Here is a 13625-nt window from a genome sequence, read left to right on the forward strand (position 1 = left end):
TTTACTTTCCTCCTTCTACTTTTTTAGTGTTAAGGAAATGACGAATCATATAATCTGCTCCAACGAAAAAAATAATGAAAGCAGAAACAACGTCAATAACTTCTGACGGAATACCAATCATACCTGTTTTACCAATTGAAAGAACAGCATACAAGAACGCAGCAAATGGAATACCAATAGCATTATTAACCGCAAGAAGCGAAACCGCCATACCGTCCCAACCGATGCTTAATGAACTTGTTTGGGAATAAACATTTTCAAATGTTCCTAGACCTTCTACTGTTCCACCAAGACCAGCAAGTGCTCCTGAGATAATCATTGAAATGATAATTAGGCGTTTAGCAGACATACCAGCGTATTCTGCTGCATGTGGGTTAATACCAACAGATGTGATTTCGTAGCCAAGTGTTGTTTTCTTCATCATAAACCAGATGATAATAACAGCGATAAAAGCAATGAAAATACCAATATTCATACGTGAATTGTTTGTTAGTGCTGAGAGCCATTCTGTCTGATAAGAGGCATTTTCAGAAACTTTGATAGTTGCTTCTGTTGTACGCATGATATTGTCAGGAAAAACATTTTGGATAAGGTACTGTGTTGAATACAAAATGATATAGTTCATCATAATTGTGACAATAACTTCACTCGTTCCAAGGAATGCGCGCAAGATACCAGGAATTGCACCAGCTATACCACCAGCAACGAGTCCAACAACGATAGTACAAATCACTGAAATTGGTTTTGGTAAATCAGGAAAAGAAAGTGCGAACCACACTGACATTACCCAACCGATCAAAGCTTGACCTGGAAGTCCAACGTTGAAGAAACCGGCTTTTGAAGCAACCGAGAAACCAAGAGCAATTAAGATAAGCGGACCCATGGCACGGAAGATTTCACCGATATTTTTAATAGAACCAAATGCAGTATAAAGTAGGTCGTTATACCCCCAAAGAGGATTATAACCAAAGCAAAGCATGAGGATTGCCCCTAATAACATACCGAGAACAACGGCAATTAAAGGAACAGCCCATTTTTGTGTTTTCTTAGACATTAGTATCCTCCTTTTCCACTTTTCCGCCAGCCATTAAAATACCAAGTTCTTGTTTATTGGTTTGGGCAGCGTCTAAGATACCTTGAATTTTACCATCATGAATAACGGCGATACGGTCGGAAACATCAAGGATTTCATCTAGTTCAAAACTAATAACGAGTACAGCTTTCCCTTTATCACGCTCAGCAACAAGACGTTTGCGAATGTATTCAATCGCACCAACGTCTAGTCCACGTGTTGGTTGGTTAACAATCAACAAATCTGGATTACGATCAATTTCACGAGCGATAACTGCTTTTTGTTGGTTACCACCAGAAAGCGCACCGCCTGCTACCAATTCACTAGCAGCACGGACATCAAATTCTGCCATCAAATCACGGGCATGTTCGTTTAATTTATTATAGTTCATGAAACCGTGTTTACTAAATGGTTCTTTATAGTATGTTTGAAGAGCGATATTTTCAGCAATTGTCATATCTAGAACCATACCATCACGATGACGATCTTCAGGAACATGACCAACACCTAATTCCGTAATCTTACGAGGACGTTCATTCGTCATGTCCACGCCTTTAATGATGACGTTACCTGATTCGACCTTACGAAGACCAGTGATTGCTTCAATAAGTTCACTTTGCCCATTACCATCGATACCAGCAATACCAACAATCTCACCTGCACGGACATCCAGAGAAAGTTCTTTGACCGCAGGAACACCACGATTTTCGTTAACAACTAAATCCTTAACAGAAAGAACAACGTCTTTTGGATTAGCAGGAATTTTTTCGGTTTTAAACGAGACAGCACGTCCAACCATCATCTCTGCTAATTCTTCACTTGTTGAATCAGCAACTGGTACTGTTTGAATAGATTTTCCGTGACGAATAACTGTGACCCTATCAGCAACGGCACGAATTTCATCCAATTTATGTGTGATTAAGATGATTGATTTTCCTTCTTTAACTAAGTTACGCATAATATCAAGTAATTCAGCGATTTCAGAAGGTGTTAAAACAGCTGTTGGTTCGTCAAAGATAATAATATTGGCACCGCGATAAAGTGTTTTTAAAATTTCAACACGTTGTTGTGCTCCAACAGTAATATCTGAGATTTTAGCTGACGGATCGACTGCTAAACCGTATCTTTCAGATAACTCTTTGATTTCTTCAGTTGCTTTTCTTAAATTAAGAATCCCACCTTTTTTGGTTGCCTCGTTACCTAAAATAATATTTTCAGCCACAGTAAAAGCTTCAACCAACATAAAGTGCTGGTGAACCATTCCAATTCCCATTTTAGCTGATTTTGAAGGTGAATCTAAGTGAGCAACTTCTCCCTTCACTAAAATTTCACCGCTTGTTGGTTGTAAAAGACCGGCAAGCATATTCATCAAAGTCGATTTTCCGGCACCATTTTCCCCAAGAAGGGCATGGATTTCACCTTTTTTGACTTCTAAATTGATATGGTCATTAGCTACAAAATCACCAAATTTTTTAGTAATTTCACGCATTTTAATGACTGTTTCTTGTGTCATATGTGATCCTTTCAGTCTAATAATTAATAATTTTAGGTCAGTTAAGCCCACTAAATTCTCTAAGAAGAGTTTTTTAATGAACTTAACTGAGGTAAAATTGCTATTTTCCTCAGCCCTGAAAAAAGGCGACCTATTTGGTCGCTTCCTTCAAGAATGATGATTTTTAATCACTCAAACCATCATCAACAGTGATTTCACCATTGATGATTTTTTGTTTGGCAGTTTCAACCGCTTCTTTAATGCTATCAGAAAGGTTGTCTGTGACAACATCAACACCACCGTCTGCAAGTCCGTATGTTTTTGTTGTGTTTCCGTTGAATTTTTCACCTTTAAGCTTTTCGTTAGAAATATCTTGAACGACTTTTCCTACTTCTTTAATTGTAGAAGTCAAAACAAAGTTAGAATCAACGTTATCAGATGATGTATAGTCACCTTCTTCTGATTGGTCACGATCGACACCGATTACCCAAACTTTTTGGTCGCTATCAGCTTTTAATTTTTCATTGATTTCTTTGGCTTGTGAGAAGACACCTGTACCAGAACCACCTGCGGCATGGTAGATAACATCTGCGCCACCTGCGTACATAGTAGCAGCGATTGTTTTACCTTTAGCAGAGTCTGAGTAAGAACCCACGTATTGAGCATCAACTTTGATTGAGCTATCAACTGATGCCACACCAGCCTTGAAACCAGCTTCAAAACGTGTGATTGTATCTGATTCAATACCACCTACAAATCCAACGTGTTTTGTTTTTGTTTGCATAGCAGCTGCGATACCTGCAAGATAAGCACCTTCGTTATCAGCAAACAAGACACTTTCAACGTTATCTTGATCAGAAACAGTGTCGTCAATGATAACATAGTTAACATCTTCATTTTCTGGGGCAGCTTCTTCAACTGCATCATGAAGATTGTAACCAATAGCAAAAATCAAGTTATAACCGTTTGAAACAGCTGAATCAAGGTTAGTTGCATAGTCTGACTCACTATCTGATTGGAAGTAAGTGTAGTCAATATCTTTTGTTAAATCATTTTCTTTACCCCAAGCTTGCAAACCTTCCCAAGCTGATTGGTTAAATGATTTATCATCAACACCACCTGTATCTGTTACAATAGCGACTTTTACGCTAGAATCAGAGCTAGAGCTAGATGAATTTGAACGGCTACAAGCACCGAGTGCTAATGTTGCTACTGCAGCAAGTCCAAGACTAACAATTTTCTTGTTCATGAAAATGAACCCTCCTAAAAAACTTATAAGCAACACAGTTGCTAAATATATATCAAGCCAATTGGCTCAATGACACTTTTAAGAAGACTTTTTCAAGCCTTATAGACTGTGGTAATAAGCCACTTGACCGTCATCGCGACCGTCCACCTTTGCTTTTCTATTTCATAACGTAAAAAATATTATTAATGTTAGTAACTACTATTAGCAGTTTCACCGTTGACAATTGCTACACCTGCAGAAGTTCCAATTCGTGTTGCACCTGCTTTAATAAAAGCTTCAGCATCTGCATATGAGCGTGTACCGCCTGCGGCTTTCACTCCGATATTTGGTCCAACAGTTTTACGCATCAATGTCACGTCGGCGATATTTGCGCCTGCAGTTGAAAAACCAGTTGAAGTTTTGACGTAATCCGCACCTGCTGCAACCGCTAATCGGCAAGCTTTTACTTTTTCGTCGTCTGTCAAAAGACAAGTTTCAATGATAACTTTTACTAACTTATCACCGCTTGCTTCTACAACAGCACGAATATCAGCTTCAACAGCGTCATATTGTCCTGATTTTAATTGACCGATATTGATAACCATATCGATCTCATCTGCACCATTAGCAACAGCATCTTTCGTCTCAAAAGCTTTCACACTAGTAGTGTTTCCCCCAAGAGGAAAACCAATAACCGTACAAACATTAACTTCAGTACCTTTTAAAGCCTTAGCGGCATATGATACCCAAGTTGGATTAACACAAACACTAGCAAACTGATGCTCTACTGCTTCTGCAATCAGCTTATCAATTTGAATTTGAGTGCTTTCAGGTTTTAATAAAGTATGATCGATATACCTATTAATAGCCATTTTTACTTCCTTCCGAAAATTCTTTTCAATTAATTAATAATTACACTCTCTCCATTCTACCATTTTTTTTAAAATATGTAAGTACTTTTTACCGATTTTTTAATAATTAGTAAAAATGGCAAAAACCGAAAAATTATTAAAACGATTTTATAATTCATTACCTTCAAAAAAGCCTTGTTACAGCAAGGTTTTCAATTTACATATGACATTTGTGTCATATGTCATATTCGCTATTTCTGAACTTTTTGAGACAAAATCGCTCCTAAGGGAAGGAATTTACAATATTTAAAAATAATATTTTGACGTTTTGTAAGCGATTTATATTGTGTTTTTTTATGACTTTTCAAAGCATAATTATACTGTTAAAACTGACTTTTATGTCATATTTATTTTATGACATCTGTCATAATTATTGATATTATGGGAATCTATAAAAAAATCTTTACTAAACAAGATTTATCATCTCATTTAATAAAGATTATTTATTCAATTATTCCGTTTTTGTGCTTCGTAAAATATAATACCCTTTATCACGCTTTAGGATATCAACATTGCCAAAAATTTCTTGCATTTTAGATTTAACACTTGGCGCTCCTTGTTTCTTTTGGATAACAATTGTTAAGCTACCACCGTCATTCAGATAATTGATACTATCTGCTATAATCGTATGAACAACTTGTTTTCCTGCACGAATCGGAGGATTGCTAATAATGTAATCAAAAGTACCAGTTACCTTTTCATAGATATTAGATTGGAAGATACATGCTGTAACATCGTTTGTTTCAGCATTCTTCAGCGCCAAATCAATAGCTCGGTTGTTAATATCAATCATTGTTGCTTGAACACCTTGAACTTTTGCTAAAGAAATACCTAGCGGACCATAACCACAACCTAAATCCAAAAGCGTTTTACCTTTTTCAAAATCCACCGAATTCAAAAGCACTTGGCTGCCGTAATCAATCATTTTTTTAGAGAAAACACCTGAATCGGTTAAAAATGTGAAGGGTTGTCCCAAAAGAGTAACCTTCAACTCATGAATATCATGAGCGCTATCAGGATTTTCTGCATAATACATCTTTGTCATTTTCTACTATTTCCTCCTAGAATGCTTTTTCATTTTAACATAAATTGTAACGGTTTTCAATTAAGGATTAAAGTGCTATAATAGAGCACATAATCCTCAGCAAGGAGCTTCGTATGACGAACGAATTTATTAATTTTGATAATATTTCTCGAAAAACTTGGCAAGAATTGCATCGCAAAACACAGCCGCTTCTGACTGCTGAAGAATTGGAATCAATTAAAAGTTTGAATGACAATATCAACATTCAAGATGTGGTTGAAGTTTATCTTCCTTTGATTAGCTTAATTCAGATTTACAAAAATGCTCAAGAAAATCTTTCATTTTCAAAAAGTATTTTTCTGAAAAATGAAGTGAGTAAACGCCCATTTATCATTGGTATTTCGGGATCGGTTGCTGTCGGAAAATCAACGACTAGCCGTCTTTTACAACTTCTCCTATCACGGACTTTCAAAGATAGCAAAGTTGAAATGGTAACGACTGACGGTTTCATTTATCCAAATGATATTTTAATTGAGCGAAATATACTTGACCGCAAAGGATTTCCCGAAAGTTATAACATGGAACTTCTGCTAAATTTCCTCGATACCGTTAAAAATGGCATGGTCGCCGAGATTCCTGTTTATTCGCATGAAATTTATGACATCATTCCTGACCAAAAACAAACGATTGATACCCCTGATTTTCTGATTGTCGAAGGAATCAACGTTTTTCAAAACCAGAAGAATAAACGACTGTACATGACAGGATATTTTGATTTTTCAATTTACATTGACGCAGAAAACGATAATATCGAAAAATGGTATTTGGAACGTTTTGAAAGCTTGTTAGAATTGGCAAAAGCAGACAAAAACAACTATTATCACCGTTTTGTCAATATGTCACAAAGCGAAGCCTTAGCTTTAGCTAAAAATACTTGGAAAACAATTAATTTAGTCAATCTTGAAAAATATATTGAACCAACGCGAAACCGTGCTGAATTGATTTTACACAAGGCTGCAGACCATAAAATTGATAGTATTTATTTGAAAAAGTAAGTATTTTTTCTGAAAGGGTGATTAAGACTTGCCAAAAGTCAATAATTCCTATATAATAATATAGTTAGATTAATTTGGAGGTGAAAACATTGGCAAATATTAAATCAGCTATCAAACGCGCTGAACTTAACGTTAAACAAAACAAAAAGAACTCAGCACAAAAATCAGCTATGCGTTCTGCTATCAAAGCATTCGAAGCTAACCCATCTGAAGAGCTTTTCCGCGCTGCTTCTTCTAGCATCGATAAAGCTGAATCAAAAGGGTTGATTCACAAAAACAAAGCTAGCCGAGATAAAGCACGTCTTGCTGCTAAATTGGCTAACTAATATCCAATGAAAACTCCAAATGGAGTTTTTTTCTTTTACAAAAATATTTTTTCTAGCAATTAAAGTTTACAATTGCCAAAGAAAAACGAATATAATCAAAAAGGAAGCTGAGAATTTATCAGCTCCCTTTATTTTATTAATGACGATTAAAACGGACTTCAAAAATAGTTCCTTTTGGTTGGTTATCTTTGACTTGAATATCGCCTTTTAAAACGTCAACAATTTGCTTAGCAAGTGACAATCCTAGACCAAAACCGCCTTTTTGACGTGTCCGTGCTTTATCCACACGATAAAAACGGTCAAAAATCTTAACTTTATCAGCGTCGCTAATTCCTGGACCGTTATCAGCAACTGTCAGAATTGTTTGTTTGTCTGTTGTTTTAACGGTAAATTCAATGACACCATCATTGTCGGTGTATTTTATGGCATTATCAAATAAGATAGTCATCAGTTGTTTTAACAATGTACGATCTGATTTGATTGGTCGGTCTACCAAATTATGTCCGACAAATGTCTTGCCATTTTCTTCAGCAATCATATCGTAATTTTCAAAGATTTCATTGAAAGTCGGTGGTTGAATATCCTCCAACTCAACTTTCAAACCATCATCACGACGTGCCAAATTCAGCAGATTTGTGGTCAAAATTCGCATATTTCGAACTTCGTCTAAACTGGCGGCAATACTTTCACTATTATCCAAAATTGTAGCATCAGGTCGCCTAAAGAGACTTTCTAAACGATTCTGCAAAACAGTAAGCGGTGTACGCAACTCATGACTAGCATTTTCGACAAAGGTTTTTTGTTTTTCATAGCTTTCCATAATTGGTTTTCTTGTCCAATTGGCAAGATAAACACTTGCTACGACCGAAATAATCCAGAAAATAACCATAACAGTGATCGTAATTGTTACATATCGTTCGCTAGCTTCATCTAACTGACGAACACTAACAAGGAAAGTAGCGTATTTTATACTAGGATACTCGCTACTACTCACTTTTACAGTCAGCACATGGTATTTCTCGGTTTGACCAAAAATGGTCGTAATCTTCTGTTCTTTGATTTCGCCGACACTACCTTCATCAAAAGTTGTCGATAACGTTCCAAATTGAACAAAAGCATCCAAAGCATTTAAGATTTTACCGTCTTCATCATAAAGAAGAACGCTAACGTTACTTAGACCAATTCTGCTGGTACTAGGTTTCGCTTTCCCAGAACTACTTGTTCCTCCTGAAAAAGTGTCCGTAGGAGAATCATTCGATTGCAAAGTATCGCTACGTTCCATAGTTCGCACGACATAATCATTGGCATTGTCTGCTGCATTTTGCAAACTCGTATCAACAGAGGAATAAAGACCATAGCGCATAATCTGCAAAATGATAACTGTCATGATGACAAAAATTCCCGTGAAGACAGCAAAGAAATGGAAGAAATGTGAAAATGTCCCTGATGATAATTTTTTCTGTAATTTATTCAACATTTTTCAGAATATAACCTACACTCCGTAGGGTTTGAAGATTTTTGGCAAAGGTGGTGTCTTTGAGTTTTTTTCGAATTTTTGAAACGTAAACTTCAACAACCGAAATCGTTGTATCACTATCAAAGCCCCAAATACGGTCAAAAATTTGTGATTTTGGTAAAATAACATTTTGATTTTGTAAGAAATAAACCAACAAATCAAATTCTTTACCAAGCAGCTCGACTTCTTTACCGTTAGCTATTGTTGTATTGGTAGAAGTGTCAACGGTTAATTCTTCATAAGATAAGGTATTGAAGTTGTATTTACCCGAACGTTTTAAAAGAGCTTGAATACGCATTTTTAGCTCTTCAAGGTAAAATGGTTTAGTAAGATAATCATCTGCTCCCAACTCGAAACCATGTCCCTTATCACCAAGACTTTCTTTGGCAGTCATAATAAGTACTGGTGTTGACACACCTTTTTCTCGTAACTCTTTAAGCACTTGGAAACCATCTTTTTCAGGTAACATCAAGTCAAGCAAAATAAGGTCATATACGCCACTTTCAGCTTCGTACAAACCTTCTTCGCCGTCAAATACCTGCATAACATCTGCAAAATCATCTAAAAAATCAAAAATGGAATTAGATAGACTCAAATCATCCTCTACTAATAATATCTTAATCATACATATACTCCTTGCATTTATATTATTATATCATGACTTACTACTTTAGTTTAAGTTTTTACAAGAACTTTCTTAATTTTCATAGTAATTTTCTGATAAAAAGCATATCTGACTGAGCTTAAGATTATCTAAAATAGTAACGGTTACAATTACTAGTATTGAAAAAACGTCTGAAAAAAATCTCAGACGTTTTATTTTTATTCAACTTCTGCAAGTGCTTCTTCGACAGCAACCTTACTTGTGCTAATCAAATCAAGGCGAGCAGAGATTTCTTTGATTCCCATTGCAATATTGCGGCTGATTGCCATATCATCAAGTTGTGGTTCAAAGAAAGCTTTGTATTCTGCAAGACGTTCAGCTGTTTTGAATGAATTGGCAGGGTAGATAACAAATTTATCAAAACTCATGTCACCACCAAGCACTGATTTAATCCAAGCCCAGTTTTCACGTGCCCAAGTCCAGATCGCTCCTTGCGTAAAATCTTTTTCAAGGAATGGACGGTACCAACTCATTGCTAAGTCTTGTGGTTTCACAATGTCTTTGTTTTTCAAAGCGCTCAAGATACGCTCAACAGTGGCTTCTGATTTTGTATTTGATAAAGCAGAAGCCAATTGACGACGAAAGTTACCATCGTTTGTTTTCACGTAAGTATCGAGGTAAAGTGAAACAAGTTCTTCTGTTTCAGCGTGCTTGATTTGATTTGCCAAAACAGATAAGCGAATTGAAGCTGGAATAGCTTCGATATTATCTTTGTATTGATGGAAAATAGCTTCCGCTTTTGTCACAGCATCTTCGTTATCTGCGTACAACATCAACGAAATCGTATTTTGACGAACCATTTCATCTTCATCAGATTCTCCTGCTTGTGGTTCAAAGCCGAGGCGGTTGTAATTCTTTTGCATGAGGTGGCTAACCAAGGCTTTAAATTGTGCTTGAGCTTGACTTCCTTCTGTCAAGAAAACATCCAAACCTTCAACAACTTGTGAAATAGCTTCCGCTACCAAATAAGAAGTTTCATCAGCAAGTTTTGTCAATAACGGAACAAGTTCTGCGTATGAAATCTCACCACTTTCAGCAAGTAAACGGCGTTCTTGGATGACTTGAAGTTTTGAAACAGTATCAAGTTCAGTCAATTGTTCAAGAACAGCGTTCAACAATTCGCCTTTATAATTTGTGATGTAGTGAGCGGTATTTTCTGTATTGAGACGAAGAGCTCCTTCATTTTGAGCTACTAATTGGCTGTAATTTGGAATTTCAAGACGAGCTTCAGTCAACGTTTCTGGAAATCCTTGCCAATTGCTATTAAGTGGAATTGGCCAAATACGGTTTTCATCAACACCTTCACCGATGAAGAATTGTTTTTGGCTAAGAACAAGTGTATCATCAACAACTTCTGCTGTCACAACTGGATAACCAGGTTGTTCTAACCAAGCGTCCATGAAGGCTGCAACATCTTTTCCAGATGCTTCTGATAACGCATCCCAAAGATCACGACCAATAGTATTGTCATATTGGTGTTTGTCAAAGTAAATTTTCAAGCCAGCACAGAAATCGTTATCACCAAGCCAACGACGAAGCATGTGCATCAAGCGACTTCCTTTAGCATAAACAATGGCTGGGTCAAACAAAGTATTGATTTCATCAGGATGCTGAACTTCGACGTGCACAGATTGAACACCGTCAGTGGCATCACGTTGAAGCGCCAATGGGAGACCTGCTGTTTGGAAATCTTCAAAGATATTCCATGAAGGCTCAATGGCATCAACAGAAACGTACTCCATCATATTGGCAAATGATTCATTGAGCCATAAATCATCCCACCATTTCATTGTGACAAGGTTACCAAACCATTGGTGAGCCAATTCGTGTGCAACAACAAGTGCGACATTTTGACGACTCTTAACGGTAGAGTTATCGTCAACCAAAAGATAAACTTCACGGTAAGTAACCAAGCCCCAATTTTCCATCGCTCCAGCTGAGAAATCAGGAAGGGCAACATGGTATGAAAGCGGAATTGGGTATTTGACGCCATAATAATCCTCGTAGAAATCAATAACACGAACAGCAATATCCAAAGCAAAGTCTAATGATTTAAGAGCGTGTGCTTTTGTTGAGAAAACACCAACTTCAGTACCATTTTTAGTTTTTGCAGTTTTACCTTGCAAATCCCCAAGAGCAAATGCGAGAAGGTATGATGACATGCGAGGTGTCGTATCGAATGTCCAAAGACCAGTTTCCTTACGACGGTCAGCATCAACTTCTGGCATATTTGAAAGCACGATTTCACCTTCAGTTTGGTCAAATTTAATGCTCAAATCAAAAGTAGCTTTTGCTTCTGGTTCGTCCACACAAGGGAAAGCTTCGCGGGCAAAGTGACTTTCAAATTGTGTTGAGATGATTTCTTTTTTGACACCATCAACAGTGTAATATGAAGGGTAGATACCTGTCATATTATCGGTAATCTTACCTGAGAATTCAAGAACAACTGTCATTGTACCTGTTTCTGGTAGTTCAACATGGACAGCTTCGTTGTTGTTATCAATGGTAAACTCTAAGTTTTGATTGTCTAACAAAACAGAAGCAATGACTAAATCTTTTTGGTGGAATGAAATAACATTATCTAAAGCCTCACCGCTAATCGCTACGTTACCTGAAAACGTTTTTGATTGACGGTTAATGTCAAGAAAAATATTATAATTTTCAGGAACAAATTTTTCAATAAAATGTTCTACAGTTTTCATATAACTCCTTTAAATTATAGAAATGAGGACTAACAATCGTTCTCCCCATATCCCTTAATCTTTTAAATAATTCTGACAATACTTACTATGAAATAATCGTGTCATTAAATTAATGATGGTTAAGTACTATCAAACTACATTATTATATCACAAACCTAAATATCTGTCAGTTTTAAAAAGGCTCTATAATTTCTGTAGTGGGTAAATCCCCCACAGAGATTATGGAGCTTTTTCAGTGTATCAAAAAAGCCCCATAAGACTTATAATGAAAAGCGACTAAACCATCATTAGGAACACCTTATGGAACAACTTAAGAATACCACAGAACTCATCGGATTAAAAGACAAAAATATTAAAATCAAGACGGTTTTTAAGGCTGATACCCACATCACGATTGAGGCTAGCCTAGACTATCAGCCTCCACTCTGCCCTCACTGCAAAAGTCAGATGAGCAAGTATGACTTTCAACGAGCCTCTACCATCCCAATCCTTGACGTCCAAGGCATACCAACGGTCCTCAAACTCAAGAAGCGACGCTTTCAATGTAAGGGCTGTCGTCGTGTGACGGTTTCTGAGACTAGCTTAGTCAAGAAACATTGCCAAATCTCAAAGCCTGTCCGCCAGAAAATCACACAATACCATACCGAAAAGTTAACTAATACTGCCATCGCTAAGAGACTCCACCTTTCAGTATCTCTTGTCCAACGTCAGCTGGAAGCTTTCACCTTCAAGGAAGACCTTACTCGTCTTCCTGAGGTTCTATCGGTAGATGAATTTTCTCGAAACAAGGGACAACTAGCTTTTATTGCTCAAGATTTTGAAACCAGAAAAATTGTCACTCTCCTTGAAAACAACCCACAAACCACCATCAAAAACTACTTTTATCGCTATCCTAGAGCTGTTCGTGAGGCGGTTAAAGTCGTTACTGTGGACATGTCTGGGTCTTATATTCCAATCCTGAAACAGCTATTTCCTAAAGCTAAAATCGTACTCGACCGCTTCCATATTGTCCAACACCTTGGCAGAGCTATGATGAGCACTCGAATTACCATCATGAAGAGCTTTGATAAAAAGTCTCTCCCTTATCGAGCTATGAAAAATCACTGGAAAATACTCCAGAAAGACAATCGCAAACTCTCTGATAAACGCTTTTATTCACGAACCTTTAGCCAAACCTTGACTCCGAAAGAAATTGTTAAGAAGATTCTAGATTTATCGGACGAATTCCGTTATTACTATGAGTTGTATCAACTCTTATTATTCCATTTTCAAGAGAAGAATACCGACCATTTTATGGCGCTGATTGACGACAACCTTCCCTTTGTCAATCCTGTATTTACCACTGTCTTTAAGACCTTCAAGAAATACAAATCCTACATTGCAAACGCCCTGGAGCTCCCTTATTCTAACGCTAAGCTAGAAGCCACTAACAAACTCATCAAGGACATTAAGCGTCAAGCTTTCGGCTTTCGAAACTTCAAAAACTTTAAAACTAAAATTCTCATCGCTTTGAACATCAAAATAGAGAGAACAAATCTGATTCTCTCTAGATGTTAGTGATAAGTCACCCACTACAGTTGACAATGAGCCTTTAAAAAATAAAACAAAAAGAAGGTCGCTCCTTCTCTTTGTCTC

General features: G+C 36.8%; 11 protein-coding genes. 3 read left to right on the forward strand and 8 right to left on the reverse strand.

Annotated elements, in window-relative coordinates; translation table 11 throughout:
- Nucleotide 1: 1 nt before the first annotated feature.
- The 5 genes from SMA_RS05255 to SMA_RS05275 all read right to left on the reverse strand — a co-directional run bounded on the left by SMA_RS05255 (nt 2) and on the right by SMA_RS05275 (nt 5748).
- Entirely contained in the window at nt 2–1054 is a 1053-nt protein-coding gene (locus SMA_RS05255; RefSeq protein WP_014294577.1) for an ABC transporter permease, read from the reverse strand.
- Nucleotides 1047–2585, reverse strand: a complete 1539-nt coding sequence (locus SMA_RS05260) for an ABC transporter ATP-binding protein (protein ID WP_014294578.1) — start codon at nt 2583–2585, stop codon at nt 1047–1049. Before SMA_RS05260 ends, SMA_RS05255 begins: the two co-directional genes overlap by 8 nt.
- Before the next feature lie 163 nt (nt 2586–2748).
- Nucleotides 2749–3813 carry a BMP family lipoprotein gene (locus tag SMA_RS05265; protein WP_014294579.1) on the reverse strand — a complete coding sequence of 355 codons (1065 nt, stop codon included), beginning with the start codon at nt 3811–3813 and terminating at the stop codon, nt 2749–2751.
- A 188-nt stretch (nt 3814–4001) separates the two neighbouring features.
- Nucleotides 4002–4664: a deoxyribose-phosphate aldolase gene (gene deoC / locus SMA_RS05270; RefSeq protein WP_014294580.1), complete on the reverse strand. Its 663-nt coding sequence runs from the start codon at nt 4662–4664 to the stop codon at nt 4002–4004.
- A 490-nt stretch (nt 4665–5154) separates the two neighbouring features.
- Nucleotides 5155–5748 (reverse strand): class I SAM-dependent methyltransferase, encoded by a 594-nt coding sequence (locus SMA_RS05275; RefSeq protein ID WP_014294582.1) that lies wholly within the window; start codon nt 5746–5748, stop codon nt 5155–5157.
- 113 nt (nt 5749–5861) lie between these two features.
- Here SMA_RS05275 and coaA point away from each other — a divergent pair, with 113 nt between their 5' ends.
- Both coaA and rpsT read left to right on the forward strand, forming a co-directional pair.
- A complete protein-coding gene (gene coaA / locus SMA_RS05280; protein ID WP_014294583.1) occupies nt 5862–6782 on the forward strand; it encodes a type I pantothenate kinase in 921 nt (306 codons plus the stop codon).
- Nucleotides 6783–6856: 74 nt separating this feature from the next.
- Nucleotides 6857–7108: a 30S ribosomal protein S20 gene (rpsT, locus tag SMA_RS05285; RefSeq protein WP_081498578.1), complete on the forward strand. Its 252-nt coding sequence runs from the start codon at nt 6857–6859 to the stop codon at nt 7106–7108.
- A gap of 136 nt (nt 7109–7244) precedes the next feature.
- Here the strand turns inward: rpsT and SMA_RS05290 are convergent, their stop codons facing one another.
- The 3 genes from SMA_RS05290 to SMA_RS05300 form a co-directional block, all read right to left on the reverse strand.
- Nucleotides 7245–8585, reverse strand: a complete 1341-nt coding sequence (locus SMA_RS05290; protein ID WP_014294585.1) for a sensor histidine kinase — start codon at nt 8583–8585, stop codon at nt 7245–7247.
- The gene (locus SMA_RS05295) at nt 8575–9249 is read right to left on the reverse strand and encodes a response regulator transcription factor (protein WP_014294586.1); all 675 of its coding nucleotides are present in this window, start codon (nt 9247–9249) and stop codon (nt 8575–8577) included. Before SMA_RS05295 ends, SMA_RS05290 begins: the two co-directional genes overlap by 11 nt.
- Before the next feature lie 197 nt (nt 9250–9446).
- A complete protein-coding gene (locus SMA_RS05300; RefSeq protein ID WP_014294587.1) occupies nt 9447–11990 on the reverse strand; it encodes a M1 family metallopeptidase in 2544 nt (847 codons plus the stop codon).
- A 300-nt stretch (nt 11991–12290) separates the two neighbouring features.
- On the opposite strand from SMA_RS05300, the gene SMA_RS05305 reads away from it, so the two are divergent.
- Nucleotides 12291–13547: an ISL3 family transposase gene (locus SMA_RS05305; protein ID WP_014294588.1), complete on the forward strand. Its 1257-nt coding sequence runs from the start codon at nt 12291–12293 to the stop codon at nt 13545–13547.
- The last annotated feature ends 78 nt before the right edge of the window (nt 13548–13625 follow it).

Origin of the sequence: Streptococcus macedonicus ACA-DC 198, assembly GCA_000283635.1 — a bacterium.
Lineage (GTDB): Bacteria > Bacillota > Bacilli > Lactobacillales > Streptococcaceae > Streptococcus > Streptococcus macedonicus.